Source organism: Rhodobacteraceae bacterium LMO-JJ12 (assembly GCA_021555075.1).
Taxonomy (GTDB): domain Bacteria; phylum Pseudomonadota; class Alphaproteobacteria; order Rhodobacterales; family Rhodobacteraceae; genus JAKGBX01.
Genome location: JAKGBX010000001.1, coordinates 2,097,799 through 2,113,845, shown reverse-complemented (window position 1 = coordinate 2,113,845; position 16,047 = coordinate 2,097,799). Strand labels below are relative to the sequence as shown.

Sequence of the window (16,047 nt, the reverse complement as noted above, 5' to 3'; positions counted from 1 at the left end):
ACCGGTTCACGCTCTCACCCGATCTATGCTCAGCCCCGGTGAATCCATCCGCCACCGAAGATACGGCTGCCATCGGTTTCATAGAAGACACAGGCTTGGCCGGGTGAGACGCCTTCCTCGGGTGTCAGCAGTTCGATCTCGGCCGTATCCGGCCCGGTGGGGCGCAGGATTGCCGGGCGGGGCGGTCGTGTCGAGCGGACTTTCACGGAAATCTCGCGTTCGCTCTGGTCCTCCAACCCGTCATCTCCCAGCCAGTTGATCTCGCGCACCGGCACGATGCTTGTGGCAAGCTCTTCTTTTGGGCCGACGATCACACGGCGGTTGTCGACGTCGAGTTTGACCACGTAGAGTGGGTCGGCAAGCCCGCCTATGCCAAGGCCGCGACGCTGGCCGATGGTGTAATGGATGACACCCTTGTGCTCGGCCAAAACGTTGCCCTGCATATCGACAATTTCGCCCGGCTCGGCGGCGCCGGGGCGCAGCTTTTCGATTACCGAGGCATAGTCGCCATTGGGCACAAAGCAGATATCCTGACTGTCGGGTTTCATCGCGACCGGAAGACCATATTTTGCCGCCAGGGCGCGTGTTTCGTCCTTGGATGCCAGATGACCCAGCGGGAAGCGGAGGAATTCAAGCTGTTCGCGGGTGGTGGAGAACAGGAAATAGGATTGATCACGCGCGGCATCGACCGCCGAATGAAGCTCGGCGCCTTGGCTGCCTGTCATGCGTTGGATGTAATGCCCGGTCGCCATGCAATCGGCATCGAGATCGCGCGCGGTTTGCAGCAGATCCTTGAACTTCACCCGCTCGTTGCAACGGATGCAGGGCACCGGGGTGGCCCCGGCGAGATAGCTGTCGGCAAACTCGTCGATCACGGCGTCCTTGAAGATGTTTTCATAGTCGAGCACGTAATGGGGGAAGCCCATGTCCTCGGCCACGCGGCGCGCGTCGTGAATGTCGATTCCGGCGCAGCAGGCCCCCTTCTTGGCCAGCGCCGCCCCATGATCATAAAGCTGGAGCGTGACGCCGACCACGTCATAGCCCTCCTCGGCCAGCATGGCGGCTACGACAGAGGAATCCACACCGCCCGACATGGCGACAACCACGCGGGTTTCTGAGGGCGGTTTGGCGAAGCCCAGCGAATTGAGCGGGGCGGTATGATCGAGCGACATGGGAGTCTTCCTTTGGGAATCCTTGCCCATATAGGGCGGATTTGGCCCACCCGAAACCACCGAATTCGAGAAAAACGTCGCACGAGCAGGCAATGACGCCCGCTCTGCCGGCGTATGGGGGGCAAGACGTGAACTGATTTAGGAAAATGCGACCTATTCTCAGGCGCGGATTTCATCGGACATTAACAGGCGGGGCGGCATCAAGGGGCAAAGGCGAAGAGATTGCAGTAACGATGAGGTGTCAGCCATGTATCTGAAGAAGATCGAGGGGTCGCGGGCCGTGACTTTGCCGGATGGGTCGATCATGACGCGCGCCGATCTACCGCCCAATACAACCGTGCGTTGGGTGGCCAGCCGCAAAGCCGCGGTCGTGCGCGGTGTTCTCTACGGATTGATCTCGCAAGATGAGGCGCTTGAGCGTTACGGCCTCAGCAGTGATGAGTTTTTCGAATGGATTTCAGCAGTTAGCATGCATGGGGAAGAAGCGCTCAAGACCACATTCTTACAAAAATATAGACAACCCTAGGGCGAGAACGTAAAAAAGGTATCGTCGGTAACTTGTAGTTAACCATTTTTGTTCACGTTTAATTCCGACAAGTCAAACTGTGGAGAATCGAAAATGCGTGTGCTGCTGGTGGAAGACGACCCGACGACCTCGAAGAGCATCGAGATGATGCTGACCCATGCCAATCTGAACGTCTATACGACGGATCTGGGGGAAGAGGGGATCGATCTCGCCAAGCTTTACGATTACGATTTGATCCTTCTGGACCTTGGCCTGCCCGACATGAATGGGCATGAGGTGCTTCGTCAACTGCGCATGGCGCGGATCGATACGCCAATTTTGATCCTGTCGGGTGCCGATGATACCGAAAACAAGCTCAAGGGGTTTGGCTTTGGTGCCGATGACTACCTGACCAAGCCGTTTCACCGCGAAGAACTGGTGGCGCGAATCCATGCGATCATCCGGCGCTCAAAAGGGCATTCGCAATCGATCATCAAGACCGGCAAGATCAACGTCAATCTCGATGCCAAGACGGTGGATGCGGGCGGCAAGACGGTGCATCTGACGGGTAAGGAATACCAGATGTTCGAGTTGTTGAGCCTGCGCAAGGGCACGACCCTGACCAAGGAGATGTTTCTGAACCATCTCTATGGCGGCATGGACGAGCCGGAATTGAAGATTATCGACGTGTTTATCTGCAAACTGCGCAAGAAACTGGCGACGGCCACAGATGGCGAAAACTATATCGAAACCGTCTGGGGTCGCGGCTATGTGCTGCGCGATCCTGAGCCGTCGCAAATTGAGGATGCACCGGCGATGGCGGTCGGCGCCTGACGGTTTCCCAAGGCTCGATTTTCCAGGGCATTGCCCACCACTCCCGAGCCTCGCGCCGCGCAACCGCCCTCCTGGTTGCGCGGCGTCTTGTGTTTCTGGGGCGTCATTGTGCCTCGACTGCGGCTTGGATCTGAGGTGCGGTCTGTGGGCTGGACCTCGCCATTTGCCGTGCTACATCTGTGCATGGCATGATCTGTGCGAAAATGGAGACGGGCGTGAACGGCGAAACACCGGTGGATAAGCTTGACGAGGTGACGGCGCGCGCTGAGTTGGCACGGCTGGCCGGGCTTCTGGGAGCGGCCAATACTGCCTATCACGGCGAAGATGCGCCGCAGATGTCGGATGCGGATTATGATGCGCTCAAACGGCGCAATGCCGCGATCGAGGCGCGCTTTCCCGATCTCAAACGACCTGACAGCCCCAGCGAACAGGTGGGCGCGGCCCCGGCAGGGGGCTTTGGTAAGATTGCCCATACGGTGCGTATGTTGTCGCTGTCCAATGCTTTTGACAACGCCGACGTGAGCGAGTTTGACGACAGTGTGCGCCGCTATCTCGGACATACGGGGGGGCTGGAATATACCGCCGAACCCAAGATTGACGGGGTCAGCCTGAGCCTGCGCTATGAGGATGGCAAGCTGGTCAGTGCCGCGACGCGCGGTGATGGGGCAGTGGGCGAGAATGTGACCGCCAATGCCCGCGAGATCGGCGATATTCCCCAGGTTTTGGTCGGTGCGCCCGAGGTGCTTGAAGTGCGCGGCGAGGTCTATATGAGCCATGCCGATTTCGAGGCGTTGAACGCGCGGGCGCTGGAGGCCGGAGACAAGGCTTTTGCCAACCCGCGCAACGCCGCCGCCGGGTCGCTGCGCCAGTTGGATGCTGCCATCACGCGCGCTCGGCCGTTGAAATTCTTTGCCTACGCATGGGGGGCGCTGTCCGAACCTCTGGCCGCCACGCAAATGAAGGCGATTGCGCGGCTGGCCGAGTTGGGGTTTGAAACCAATCCGCTGACCCGGCTTTGCAAAGGGCCAGAGGAGATGATTGCCCATTACCGCGAGATCGAGGCGCAACGCGCGACCTTGGGCTATGATATTGACGGGGTGGTTTACAAGGTCAACGATCTGGGGCTGCAACACCGTCTCGGCTTTCGCTCGACCACGCCGCGATGGGCGATTGCGCATAAATTCCCGGCGGAGCTGGCCTGGACGCGACTGGAAGCGATCGACATTCAGGTCGGGCGCACCGGGGCGTTGTCGCCGGTGGCGCGGCTCTTGCCGGTGACGGTGGGCGGCGTGGTGGTCAGCAATGCGACGCTGCACAACGAGGATTATATCGCCGGGCGTGCGCGCTCGGGCGAGGAAATACGCGGTGGCAAGGATATCCGCATCGGCGATTGGGTGCAGGTTTACCGCGCGGGCGATGTGATTCCGAAGGTCGCGGATGTGGATCTTACGAAACGGCCCGAGGGGGCGCAGCCGTTTGAATTTCCGACGATCTGTCCGGAGTGCGGATCGGAAGCGATTCGGGAAGAAGGCGATGCGGTGCGGCGTTGCTCTGGCGGCATGATTTGTCCAGCGCAGGCGGTGGAAAAGCTCAAGCATTTCGTGTCGCGCAAGGCGTTTGATATCGACGGATTGGGCGCCAAACAGATCGAGGCGTTTTACGGCGACGATCAGCTTCCCATTCGCGAACCGGCCGATATTTTCACGCTGGAAGCGCGAGACAAGGCGAACCTTTCAAAGCTGAAAAACCGCGATGGCTGGGGCGAGACTTCGGCCAGCAATCTGTTTCGTGCAATCGAGGAAAAACGCCGGATCGGTTTTGCGCGGCTGTTGTTTGCGCTTGGGATTCGGCATGTCGGTGAGGTGGCTGCGGCGGATATTGCGCGCCATTTTGGCGATTGGAATGCATTTGTTGCGGCGGTGGACAGCGCGCGCCCGGCGGCGCAACGCTATCAATTGGCTGAAATTGCCGTTCAGGAAGAGCGCCGCAATGCCGCAGATGCGGGGCGGCGGGCGAAGATTTCCGAGATACGAAATGCGGTCTGGGCGCAAGACCCTGAGATTCCTGCTGATGCGCGCGCTGCTTGGGATGAATTGGTCAATATCGAAGGCATCGGCGCAACGGTGGCTCTTTCGCTGGTAACGGCATTCGCACAGGCGTCTGAACGTGCGGGGATCAACCGGTTGATTGATGAACTGGAGGTCGAAAAGGCCGAAGCACCAGCCACAAGCGACAGCCCGGTGGCGGGCAAGACGTTGGTCTTTACCGGCACGTTGGAAAAGATGACGCGGGCCGAGGCCAAGGCGCGTGCCGAGTCTCTGGGCGCGAAGGTGTCAGGATCGGTCAGTGCCAAGACGGACCTTTTGATTGCCGGGCCGGGGGCGGGCTCAAAAGCCAAGAAGGCTGAAAGTCTTGGAGTTGAAACGATCGATGAGGACGCCTGGATCGCGTTGATCGAGGGGTTATGAGCGGGCGCCCGGAGCCCCTTTTCCCGCTGTTTGCGGACATTGAGACGCTGGAAGGCGTGGGCAAGAAAACGGCCGAGCATCTGGCGCAGATCGACATTGTGTTGCCGCGTGATGTCTTGTTGACGCTGCCTTATTCCGGGGTTGACCGGCGGCGGCGTGATAGTGTGCTGGACGCGGATTTGCCGGGGGTTGTCACCGTAGAGGTCACGGTGGGCCAGCATCGTCATGCCACGCGGCGCGGTGGCGCCTATCGCATCACGGTCGAGGATGCAAAAACCACCTTTCAGTTGGTGTTTTTCCATGCGCGTGACGAGTATCTGAACCGGATGTTGCCGGTGGGGAGCCGTCGGGTGGTGTCGGGCAAGGTCGAGTTGTTTGATGGGATTGCGCAGATGGTGCACCCCGATCATATGCTGCCGCCCGAAGAGGCGGGGGAGATACCGGAGTTTGAGCCGGTTTATCCGCTGACCCAGGGCGTGACGCAGAAAACCATGTTCAAGGCGGCGCAATCGGCGCTGGCGCGCGCGCCGGATCTGGCCGAGTGGATTGACCCGCTGCAAAAGGCACATGCCGGTTGGCCTGATTGGCTTGAGGCGTTGAAGGCTGCGCATGCGCCACAAGACTTGGGCGATCTGGCGGACACGGCCCCGGCGCGTGAACGCTTGGCCTATGACGAGTTTCTGGCGCATCAGCTAACCTTGGCATTGGCGCGTTCAAACCTGCGCAAGGCCAAGGGGCGCGACAGCCACGGCACCGGCGCTTTGCAGCGCAAGGTATTGGAAGCGTTAGCTTATCGACCGACCGATGCACAGACGCGCGCGATCAATGACATTGCGGCGGATATGGGCAAGCCCGAGCGGATGAACCGGCTTTTGCAGGGCGATGTGGGCGCGGGCAAGACGCTTGTGGCGTTCATGGCGCTCTTGATCGCGGTGGAGGCCGGGGGGCAGGGTGTGATGATGGCGCCCACCGAAATTCTGGCGCGCCAGCATCTTGAAGGGCTGCGCCCGTTGGCGGAAAGTGCCGGTGTGGTTCTGGAGATCCTGACCGGGCGCGACAAGGGGGCCGAGCGCAAGGCCAAGCTGGCGGCGCTTGCACGGGGCGATATTCAGATTCTGGTGGGCACCCATGCGGTGTTTCAGAAGGACGTGGAATTTCACGATCTGCGGCTGGCGATTGTGGATGAACAGCACCGTTTCGGGGTGCGTCAACGGCTTGAGTTGGGCCGTAAGGGCGCGGGTGCGGATGTGTTGGTGATGACGGCTACGCCCATTCCGCGTTCGCTGTCACTGGCGCAATATGGTGATATGGACATTTCGATTCTGGATGAAAAACCGCCCGGCAGACAGCCGATCAAGACCGCAATGGTGAGCACCGGGCGGATCGACGAGGTGGTTGAGCATCTGCGCGGGGCGGTGGCCGAGGGCAAACAGGCCTATTGGGTTTGCCCGTTGGTGGAAGAGAGCGAAAATGTCGATCTGACGGCGGCCGAGGAGCGGTTCAAGCAGTTGCGCGCGGCCTTGGGCGAGGGGGTTGTCGGTCTGGTCCACGGGCAGATGCCGGGGCCGGAGAAAGACGCGGCGATGAAAGCGTTCCAGCGCGGCGAGACCAGCGTTTTGGTGGCCACGACCGTGATCGAGGTTGGGGTGGATGTGCCGGGTGCAACGATCATGGTGATCGAGCGGGCCGAAATTTTCGGGCTGGCGCAGTTGCACCAGTTGCGTGGCCGGGTCGGGCGAGGAAGTGCGGCTTCGACCTGTCTTCTGCTTTATCAGGCGCCGCTGAGCGAAAGCGGCGAGCGGCGGCTGACCACGATCCGGGATAGCGAAGACGGGTTTCGCATCGCCGAGGTCGATCTGGAAATGCGCGGCGCGGGTGATCTTATCGGGACGGCGCAATCGGGGCTGCCGAAGTTTCGTATCGCCGACATGGAACGGCAAGCGGCATTGATGGCCGTGGCGCAATCAGACGCGCGCAAGTTGCTGTCAGACGACCCAACATTGGAGGGGGAACGCGGCCAAGCGGCGCGCTGCCTGCTTTGGCTAATGAGCCAGGATCAGGCAATTCGTTTGATTTCAGTAGGTTAGAAGCAGAAGTCTTACAATGTTCACTAATGTTCTCAAAAAGTTCTTTACAAAAGGTTTCCAAAATGAGAACAAAGAGGCAACAAACATGCCCGAGAGCAGGAGCCGACATTATGCTGACCCAGATCAAAGCCATCGTTGAACGCAGCCAAGACACCCTCTGGCAGGATGCGATAGGGGCTGTTGCGCTGATGGTCATGCTGGTGGCCGGATTGCACCTGCCGGGGCTTGCCTGAGATTCTTTTGACTTTTCTGCCACGTGATCGCGTGGCCCTGATCGGCGGCGCACTCTGTCCCAAACTAAAGCGCCGCCCTGAGTAGACTGCCTGTCTGACCATCCCATGGGGACTGCCTCAACCGCCCCCGGAATTGACAGGGTTAAATGCGATCACGCACCTTGCCGCCGCCTTGGAAACCCCAAGAGCGGCGGTTTTTTTTGCTAGAGGCTGTGTGGGTGGTTCAGGCGCAATCGCTCTGGAGGGCGGCATCCATTGCTTCGAGTGTTGCTTCAAGCGTCAGCATGATCGAGGCGTGGCGATTTTTGTATTCGCGCGCCGGGCGCAGCACTTCGAGCCCATCGAAAGGCGCGGCAGGCGTTGGGCCGTCTTCCTTGAGCATGGCAAGGAGCGCGTCGCGCGCGGCTTCGACTTCGTCTCGGCTTCGGCCAATGATGTTCGCGCCGACAACGCTGGCCGAGGCCTGACCGAGCGCGCAGGCTTTCACATCCTGGCCAAAATCAGAGATCACCCCGTCCTTCACCTTGATATCGACAGTCACGGTAGAGCCGCAGAGCGGTGCGCGGCGTTTTACGGTGGCGTCGGGGGCTTCAAGCCGGTCGAGATGCGGAATGTCAGCCGCCAGCGCAAGGATGCGTGCCGAGTAGAGCTTGATCAGGTCTGTTTCGCTCATGGCAATCTCTTTGGCCGCGATCCGGGCCATTCCCTCTTTGTTCGATCTGGCATAGATAGTCCGGGAAATCAAAGATGCAAAGGGGGGCAGGATGAAGTTTGATGCTGAGAATCTGACTTATGACGCGCAGGGGCTTTTGCCTGTCATTGCGCAGGACGCCGAAAGTGGCGAGGTATTGATGTTGGCCTGGATGAATGCTGAGGCGGTGGCGCGGACGTTGGAGAGTGGGCGTGTGACCTATTGGTCGCGCTCGCGTGCGGCGTTCTGGGTCAAGGGCGAAAGCAGCGGGCATACTCAGGAGTTGGTCGAGTTGAGGGTGGATTGCGACCGCGATTGTCTTCTTGCGGTAGTGCGTCAGACGGGGCCGGCCTGTCATACCAACCGGCGCAGCTGTTTCTATACGGCTATCCGCGAGGGCGAAGAAGTGGAGATCATGACGCCCGAAACATGACTTCGTGAAAGACAATCCTTGTGCTAAGCTTGCTGCATATTTAGTTTAGCACTTGAGGATAATATCATGAAATCATTAGGTTACGCTTGTATTCTCACCCTATTTCTGGCGCCGGGGCAAGCCGTTTCAGAAGATATAAATGGGTTTGATCCGACACGTTCGTGCACAGAGGTACTTTCCAATACCGGCGGTACAACCGATCAGATGATGATCGCGTCGTGGGTTTTTGGGTATCTCGCCGCGCAGAACGATCTGGTGCGCCAGGTCGATACTCAAAAAAGCCAGATTGTACTGGGGAATTTGATCCAGGCTTGCACTGACAGCGGCGGCAAGAGCCTGCTGGAGCTTGTGATGGCGAACAAGCCCAGCAAATCACCCGACGTTGATGCCGGTCCTGCGGCGGGGAGTGAAGCCGAGGCGCGTGCCTTGCTGATGAAGTTTTTTGAGCCAAATGCCGATCGACATGCGCTGACATGGGCGTTGGTGCCCAGCCCCGAGGATGTGCGTGCGGTCTATGCCGAGCCGCTGGCCTCGAAGATGATCGCCACCTATGACGAGCATCTGACCCGCAGTGTCGCCATCGGCCCCAAGCCGGGGCAATCAAATTTGTTGACGTGGTATGCCACCACGGACGCGCTTAAGACTGGCTCTCCCATGCTTGAAGAGTTTCCCGGTGGGTATCGCGATGTCGTAGGGTTTTTTAACGCAAGCCACCCGATTGTAAGATTCAAATTCGTTGAACAGGGCGAAACGCTGGGGATGGCATATGACGGTCTTATCTATGTCGGTGGACGTTGGGTTTGGATGCCCAAGCCATGGAGATCGTTGAACTAAAGACCGATTTTGACGCGGATATCTGCGGGGGAGAGCCCCGCGTCGCGATAAGTGGCAATGGCGCGAGCATCATCGCGTTTGGCCAGCCGTTTGCCATTCTCGTCGCGGATCAGGCCGTGGTGGTGATAGCGCGGTGTCGGCAGTTGCAAGAGCCGTTGCAGCACCACATGGATAGCTGTGGCAGAGAAGAGATCCTGTCCGCGCACGACATTGGTGATGCCCTGAACCGCGTCGTCGATCACGACTGACAGGTGATACGAACTGCCCATGGTGGCCCGGGCGAGCACGACATCACCGATGTTTTTGATCAACTCATCTGACGATAGCGTAATCTGGCCAGCCTCACCCTCGGGCCCGCTGCCCCCCTCATAAAATCCGAGCGGCGGGAGCAGGGCTTGCGCGGCCAGCGTGCCGAGGGCGCGGCGCATATCGAGGCGCAGGGCGCTGTCGGGCAAAGGGCCGCGCGGCGGATGCGCGGGGCGGCAGGTGCCGGGATAGACGCGTCCATCGGGGCCGATGGGTGTTGCGCCTTCCTGTGGGGCGTTGGCGGCTTCTTCGATGTCGCGCCGGGTGCAGGTGCAGGGATAGAGCAATCCGCGCACCCAAAGATGGTGCAGCGCGGCGCGATAGGCGGGCAGGTGATCGGATTGGCGGCGCACCGGGGTTGGCCAGGTGAGGCCGAGCCAGGCAAGATCATCATAAATCTGCGCCTGCCATTCGGGGCGCGCGCGGCTCTGGTCGATATCGTCGATCCGCAGATGGAATATACCGCCTGCCGCCTGTGCCATGTCATACGCCAGAAGCGCCGAGTAGGCGTGGCCCAGATGCAAGGGGCCGGTCGGGGATGGGGCGAAGCGGGTGCTGAAAGTCACGATATTACAACCGCTTGAGCGGAGTATATAATGTAATGTATCGCCGGGTGAGTCATGCCCTTGAGTATTTCACTCCGCCGACTGTGCGTCTAGCCAGGATTGCCAATGCGCCTTGGCACGGTCGGTATAGGCCTTGTAGCGGTCCTTGCGGCCACGCCGCCCGCCCTTGAGGCCATCGACCGGCGGGAAGAGGCCGAAATTGACGTTCATCGGTTGAAATGTCTTGGCGTCGGCACCGCCCGAAATATGGGTGATGAGCGCGCCTGTCGCGGTTTCGGGGGCCGGTGCGGGCAGGGTGCGCCCCTTGATTTCCTGCGCTGCCATTCGCCCGGCCAGAAGGCCCATGGCGGCGGATTCGACATAGCCCTCGACGCCGGTGATTTGCCCAGCAAAACGGATGTTGGGTTTGGAGCGCAGGCGCATCTGATCATCCAGAAGCGTGGGCGAGTTGATGAACGTATTGCGGTGAATCCCGCCGAGGCGTGCGAAACTGGCATCCTCAAGTCCGGGAATCATTTTGAAAACATCGGTTTGCGCGCCGTATTTCATCTTGGTTTGAAAGCCGACGATATTGTAGAGCGTGCCAAGCGCATTGTCGCGGCGCAGTTGCACCACGGCATAGGCTTTCTCGGTCGGGTTATGGGCGTTGGTCAGGCCTACGGGTTTCATCGGGCCGTGGCGCAGGGTTTCGCGCCCACGTTCGGCCATGACTTCGATCGGCAGGCAACCGTCGAAATACTTGGCGGTCTCGCCGTCGTGAAATTCGGTTTTGTCGGCAGCGAGAAGCGCGTCGATGAAGGCTTCGTATTGATCCCGGTTCATCGGGCAGTTGAGATAGGCCTTTTGCTCGTCTTCCGTCTCGCCCTTGTCATAGCGACTCTGGCGCCAGGCGATGTCCATGTTGATGCTGTCGGCATAGACGATGGGGGCGATTGCGTCGAAAAACGCCAGACGGTCGGTGCCGGTCTCGGCCTGTATGGCTTCTCCGAGGGCAGAGGAGGTAAGCGGGCCGGTGGCGATGATCCAATGGCCCGTTGCGGGCAGGGAGGTGATTTCGCCATGCTCGACGGAGATCAGCGGATGGGCGGTGAGGCGTGCGGTCACGGCCTCGGAAAACGCCTCGCGATCAACTGCCAGAGCACCGCCGGCGGGCAGGCGATGCAGATCGGCCATTTCCATGATCAACCCACCGGCTGCGCGCATTTCCCAATGCAGTAGGCCGACGGCGTTTTGTTCACTGTCATCCGAGCGGAAGGAGTTGGAACAGACCATTTCGGCCAGATTACCGGATTTATGGGCGAAAGTTTCGACATGCGGGCGCATTTCGTGAATGACCACGCGGATGCCCTGATGTGCGGCTTGCCAGGCGGCTTCTGATCCGGCCAGCCCGCCTCCGATGATATGTAGTGTGTCCATGACGCGGACTTAGGCGTTTCGGCGGCGAATGGGAAGCCTTGCTGCGTTGCTCAGTGCAGGGTGAGTTTGTCGATGGCCAGCCCCGAGGGCACCATTGCAGGCGCGCCAAGCCGCCCGGTGGCGGCATGAAGATCCGTGAGCGCGTCAAGAAAGCTCAGAATATCGGCAATCTCGGGGTCGCTCAGTTGCACGGGGGGCAGTTCAATGGCGTCAGCGATGCGGGCGATTTCTTGGGCGTCCGGGGTTGGGGGGCGCGCGCCATCGGGCTGGTCGAGGCCGGGCAGAACGGTTTGGCGCGCGTCATAGGCAAGCAGGCTGTCGCGGGGCGAAAGATGGTGACGCACCACCTCTTCGAGGCTCGCATAGGCGCCGGAATGACCATAGGGCGCGGTGAAGGCGACATTGCGCAGACTGGGCGTGCGGAAACGATAGAGGTCGTTCGAATCCCCGGTCACGGCGGCGCGGCCCTGATCCGAAAACCGGGCACCATCCCCTTTGCCCGGTCCAATCTGGGGCATGCCGATGGCGTGGAAGGCGTGATCGGTGAGGTAGGGGCCGGAGTGACAGCCCGAACAGCCCGCATTGCCATAAAAGAGGTCGAGTCCGCGTTTTTGTGGCGGGGTGAGCGCGTGGCGTCGACCCGAGAGGTAGGCGTCAAATGGGCTGTCGGTGCTGGCGAACTCAAAGGCGATGAAGCGGGCGATGGCGGTTGTGATATCGGTAATGTGCAGCGGTTCGTGCGCCCCTATGATCGCGTCAAAGCGGCTGCGATAGCTCGGCACGGCCTCGACTCGTTCGGTCAGCTTCTGCCAGGCGCCATTGGGGCCACGGATGCGGCCCGCAGCGACGAGATCGGCAATCGGGTTTTCCCCAGGGCTGCCAGCCATTTCTTCGGGGCTGGTGAGCGGCATAAGCGCCTGCGCGGCGAGCGTGTTGGGCACCGGGCGTTCCAGCGTGGCACCTTCGGGCATGGCAACGCCCATGCGCGCGTTCGGGTCGGCAGCGACGCGGCCATCATGAAACAGGACGGTAAATTCGGGCGCGCCAAGATTGAACAGCGCCGGTGCGTTGCGCGGGATATGAGCGCGCGCGCCATAGTCGGGTTGCCCATGGCGCGACGTGCCAAGGCCAGTGCCGCCTTCGCCCACCGCAAGGGCCACGCCATCGGCCGACCCCAGCGCGACATGATGGCAGGTGGCACAGGCAATGTTGCGATTGCCCGAAAGGATCGGATCGAAAAACAGATCGCGGCCGAGAAGGATGGTGGAAAACGGGATGTCGGGGATATCCGAGTGGGTCACCGGGTTTGGAAGTTCGGCTGCCAGTGAGAGGCTGGCTTGGAGAGACAGAATGCCGACGGTGACCCACTTGCGCATGATATGAACCATGGGGTTCCTGGGTTTTGTTAACCACAGTCATAGCCTAAGAGAATGAGGCTGAACAGTGGCGAATGTGGAAAAATTAGGGCGAAAAACGGTGTGCTATGTGCCGTTATTTTCCATGATGGCGACAGTAAGAGCGTCGCAATCAAGTTTGTTTCCGAATGCGGCGCAATCCAGTCGCGAGGCCTGTGCAGGCCAGAGAATCGCAGGTTTGCCAAGGCCGTCGACGGTGGAGTTAGACAGCGGGGTTAGCCCGTGGCCAGAAGGGCGACGCCGACGAGGATCACGCAGGCCCATTTGAGGCGGCGCGCCAGATCCCCCTCGTGCAGGAGCCATGAGCCCAGCAGCACCGCCAGCAAGACCGAGGTTTCGCGCAAAGGTGCGACGTAGAGCACCGGTGTGAAGGTCATGGCATAAAGCACCAGGATATAGGCCAGCGGCGAGATAACCGCGACCAGCAGGGCCTCGTGCCAATGATTGTGCCAGAGCAGGGCGAGTGCCGCGCGTCGACGATAGGCCACTGGCGCCATGAGGAGGGCGCGCCCCAGGTTGGAAAACCAGTCCATCAGGAGGGGCGGGATCAGCAGGGTCGCGACGGCGTAAGCATCCCAGACCGTGTAGGAGCCGATCAGCGCACCGACGATGAGCCCGAAACCCAGCGACTTGAGCGTGCCATCGCCGCGTTTGGCGCTCAGGCCGCCGCCCAGCATCAGGACGCCAAACACGATCAGTGCGCCGCCTGCGACCGCCTGCCAGGAGGCAATCTCGCCCAACACCAGCACCGCGAATGTGACGGATAGCAGCGGCCCGGTGGAGCGCGCCGTGGGGTAGACGATGGAGAGCGCGCCGTGGCGATAGCCCCAATTGAGCATCACGAAATAGCCGGTGTGCAACAAGACCGTCCCGAAGAGGAAGAGATAGTGGATGGCTGTGAACGTGAAAATCGCCGCACCATACCAGATGGCCAGCGGCAGGTAGATCACGACCGATAACGCCGAGAACAGGAACACCAACTCGGGACCGGCATTGATCCGTTTGACCAGGAAATTCCAGCTGGCATGGCAAATGGCTGCGAAAAGAACGAGGGAGAAGCCGAACAGCGTCATTCAGCAATTCGCAGATGCGGTATCATTGCTGCCAGTCCGGGGGGCGTTTTTCCAGGAAGGCGGAGATGCCTTCGTCAGTGTCACGCCACAGCATGTTTTCGACCATCACCGCGCCGGTATGGGCATAGGCCTGGTCCAGTGGCATGGTGATCTGATCATAGAAGGCCTGCTTGCCGATCTTGACGGCGCCCGAGAGTTTTGCAGCGACGGTTTCGGCCAATTGCATCGTCTCGTCCAGCAGGGCCTCGGGCGCGGCGATGCGGTTGATCAACCCGATTTCGCGCGCACGGGTCGCGTCGATGAATTCGCCGGTGGTGAGCATCTCAAAGGCCTGTTTGGCGGAAACATTGCGGCTGAGAGCGACCATGGGGGTCGAACAAAAGAGGCCGATATTGACGCCGTTGACACCAAAGCGCGTGCCTTGTGCGGCCACGGCCATGTCACAGGACGCCACCAGTTGACAGCCCGCTGCGGTTGCGATGCCGTGGGGCATGGCGATGACCGGTTGGGGCAGGGCGCGGATCGCCATCATCATGGCGGCGCAGCGGGTAAAGAGATCTTGGAAATAGGCGCGGCCCTTGTCTTCGGATTGGCGCCCGGCCTGCATTTGTTTGAGATCGTGGCCCGCGCAGAACGCCTTGCCCTCGCCCGAGATGATGATGGCGCGGATCGCGCTATCGCTCTTGAGCGTGTCGAACTCGGTTTGCAGGGCGGCAATCATCTCGTCGCTGAGGGCGTTTAGCTTGCCCGGATCATTGAGGTGTAGCCGGGCAATCGCGCCCGTGTCGTAACGTTCCAGCAAAGCCATCTTGTTCTCCTGCTATTTTGTCAGCAACTTAGCGGCGCATGAAGTGGGAGGGAAGAGATGCCGCTGGAAATGAATGCCGAAGAGCTGATGGCCTATCTTGAAGAGGTTTTTCCACAGGTGCGTAGTGATTTTGCGGTTGACCGCTTGTCTGAGATGGAGATCGACCTGCGTCTTCTGGTGGGTGAGCGGCACTTGCGCCCCGGCGGCACGGTTTCGGGGCCAAGCATGTTCGCGCTGGCCGATTGTGCGGTTTACGCCATCGTGCTGGCCATGGTGGGCCGCAAGGCGCTGGCCGTGACCACCTCGTGTTCGCTCGATTTCATGCGCAAGCCTGCGGCCGGGAAGGATCTGATCGCGCGCTGTCGGCTCTTGAAGCTGGGGCGGGTGCTGGCGGTGGGGGACGTTCTGATCTATTCGGAAGGGCAGGACGCGCCGGTGGCGCGGGCCAGCATGACCTATTCGATCCCGCCAAATTAGGTTTTGAGGGCAGGAGCGGGGGCCAGCCCCCGCACCCCCGGGATATTTCTGGCAAGATGAAGCAGGGTCGGCGGTGGCAAAATCGCGCATGAATGTGGGGTATTATAATACCATATTCATAACCTATTGATTTATTGGTAAGTTTTGCGGTCTATTCCGCTTGACTGGGTTTGCGGGGGCTTTATAACCCGTCCATCACCGCGCCGTGGGGAACCCCGCAGATCGCGATCAACCGTAACTTTAGGAATTCCAGGGGTTTCGACATGAAAACCTTCTCTGCGACACCAGCAGATATCGACAAGAAATGGATCCTGATCGACGCCGAAGGCGTTGTTCTGGGCCGTCTTGCGTCGATCGTTGCCACGCGCCTGCGCGGTAAACACAAAGCCAGCTTCACGCCGCACATGGATATGGGCGACAACGTGATCATTATCAACGCCGACAAGGTTCAGCTGACGGGCAAGAAGCGCACCGAGAAGCTGCACTATTGGCACACCGGGCACCCCGGCGGGATCAAGCAGCGCAGCGCTGGTCAGATCCTGGAAGGGAAATTCCCCGAGCGTCTGGTGACGCAGGCGGTCAAACGCATGCTGCCGGGCAATCGCCTGAGCCGTCAGGTGATGACCAACCTTCGGGTTTATGCCGGAGCCGAGCATCCGCATGAGGCGCAAGCGCCTGAAGTGCTGGACGTAAAATCCATGAACAAGAAAAACACGCGGGGCTGAGAGA

General features: G+C 60.2%; 15 protein-coding genes. 8 read left to right on the top strand and 7 right to left on the bottom strand.

All coding sequences use genetic code 11. The features are described from left to right. Window positions 1–29: 29 nt before the first annotated feature. On the bottom strand, window positions 30–1,172 hold the full coding sequence (mnmA, locus tag LZG00_10095) for a tRNA 2-thiouridine(34) synthase MnmA (protein MCF3594352.1): 1,143 nt from the start codon (window positions 1,170–1,172) through the stop codon (window positions 30–32). Window positions 1,173–1,419: 247 nt separating this feature from the next. On the opposite strand from mnmA, the gene LZG00_10090 reads away from it, so the two are divergent. The 4 genes from LZG00_10090 to recG all read left to right on the top strand — a co-directional run bounded on the left by LZG00_10090 (window position 1,420) and on the right by recG (window position 7,066). After that, window positions 1,420–1,698: a DUF1153 domain-containing protein gene (locus LZG00_10090; protein MCF3594351.1), complete on the top strand. Its 279-nt coding sequence runs from the start codon at window positions 1,420–1,422 to the stop codon at window positions 1,696–1,698. Between the two features lie 93 nt (window positions 1,699–1,791). Further along, window positions 1,792–2,511 carry a response regulator transcription factor gene (locus LZG00_10085; protein MCF3594350.1) on the top strand — a complete coding sequence of 240 codons (720 nt, stop codon included), beginning with the start codon at window positions 1,792–1,794 and terminating at the stop codon, window positions 2,509–2,511. A gap of 203 nt (window positions 2,512–2,714) precedes the next feature. Next, window positions 2,715–4,979 (top strand): NAD-dependent DNA ligase LigA, encoded by a 2,265-nt coding sequence (gene ligA, locus LZG00_10080; protein ID MCF3594349.1) that lies wholly within the window; start codon window positions 2,715–2,717, stop codon window positions 4,977–4,979. Next, a complete protein-coding gene (gene recG / locus LZG00_10075) occupies window positions 4,976–7,066 on the top strand; it encodes an ATP-dependent DNA helicase RecG (protein ID MCF3594348.1) in 2,091 nt (696 codons plus the stop codon). The genes ligA and recG overlap by 4 nt, the downstream gene beginning before the upstream one ends. Window positions 7,067–7,522: 456 nt before the next feature. Here the strand turns inward: recG and LZG00_10070 are convergent, their stop codons facing one another. Then, on the bottom strand, window positions 7,523–7,972 hold the full coding sequence (locus LZG00_10070; GenBank protein MCF3594347.1) for an iron-sulfur cluster assembly scaffold protein: 450 nt from the start codon (window positions 7,970–7,972) through the stop codon (window positions 7,523–7,525). 91 nt (window positions 7,973–8,063) lie between these two features. On the opposite strand from LZG00_10070, the gene hisI reads away from it, so the two are divergent. Beyond that, on the top strand, window positions 8,064–8,423 hold the full coding sequence (gene hisI / locus LZG00_10065; protein MCF3594346.1) for a phosphoribosyl-AMP cyclohydrolase: 360 nt from the start codon (window positions 8,064–8,066) through the stop codon (window positions 8,421–8,423). 66 nt (window positions 8,424–8,489) lie between these two features. After that, entirely contained in the window at window positions 8,490–9,257 is a 768-nt protein-coding gene (locus tag LZG00_10060) for a hypothetical protein (GenBank protein ID MCF3594345.1), read from the top strand. Here LZG00_10060 and gluQRS read toward each other — a convergent pair. The 5 genes from gluQRS to LZG00_10035 form a co-directional block, all read right to left on the bottom strand. Then, window positions 9,254–10,129 (bottom strand): tRNA glutamyl-Q(34) synthetase GluQRS, encoded by an 876-nt coding sequence (gene gluQRS / locus LZG00_10055; protein ID MCF3594344.1) that lies wholly within the window; start codon window positions 10,127–10,129, stop codon window positions 9,254–9,256. The two genes, LZG00_10060 and gluQRS, sit on opposite strands and share 4 nt — an antisense overlap. Window positions 10,130–10,198: 69 nt before the next feature. After that, window positions 10,199–11,545 carry a methylenetetrahydrofolate--tRNA-(uracil(54)-C(5))-methyltransferase (FADH(2)-oxidizing) TrmFO gene (gene trmFO / locus LZG00_10050; GenBank protein ID MCF3594343.1) on the bottom strand — a complete coding sequence of 449 codons (1,347 nt, stop codon included), beginning with the start codon at window positions 11,543–11,545 and terminating at the stop codon, window positions 10,199–10,201. 50 nt (window positions 11,546–11,595) lie between these two features. Beyond that, on the bottom strand, window positions 11,596–12,933 hold the full coding sequence (locus LZG00_10045; GenBank protein ID MCF3594342.1) for a cytochrome-c peroxidase: 1,338 nt from the start codon (window positions 12,931–12,933) through the stop codon (window positions 11,596–11,598). Between the two features lie 242 nt (window positions 12,934–13,175). Further along, window positions 13,176–14,033 carry a DMT family transporter gene (locus tag LZG00_10040; protein ID MCF3594341.1) on the bottom strand — a complete coding sequence of 286 codons (858 nt, stop codon included), beginning with the start codon at window positions 14,031–14,033 and terminating at the stop codon, window positions 13,176–13,178. Between the two features lie 22 nt (window positions 14,034–14,055). Continuing rightward, entirely contained in the window at window positions 14,056–14,841 is a 786-nt protein-coding gene (locus LZG00_10035; protein MCF3594340.1) for an enoyl-CoA hydratase, read from the bottom strand. A gap of 57 nt (window positions 14,842–14,898) precedes the next feature. On the opposite strand from LZG00_10035, the gene LZG00_10030 reads away from it, so the two are divergent. After that, window positions 14,899–15,318, top strand: a complete 420-nt coding sequence (locus LZG00_10030) for a PaaI family thioesterase (protein ID MCF3594339.1) — start codon at window positions 14,899–14,901, stop codon at window positions 15,316–15,318. Window positions 15,319–15,581: 263 nt separating this feature from the next. Beyond that, window positions 15,582–16,043: a 50S ribosomal protein L13 gene (rplM, locus tag LZG00_10025; GenBank protein ID MCF3594338.1), complete on the top strand. Its 462-nt coding sequence runs from the start codon at window positions 15,582–15,584 to the stop codon at window positions 16,041–16,043. Window positions 16,044–16,047: the final 4 nt, after the last annotated feature.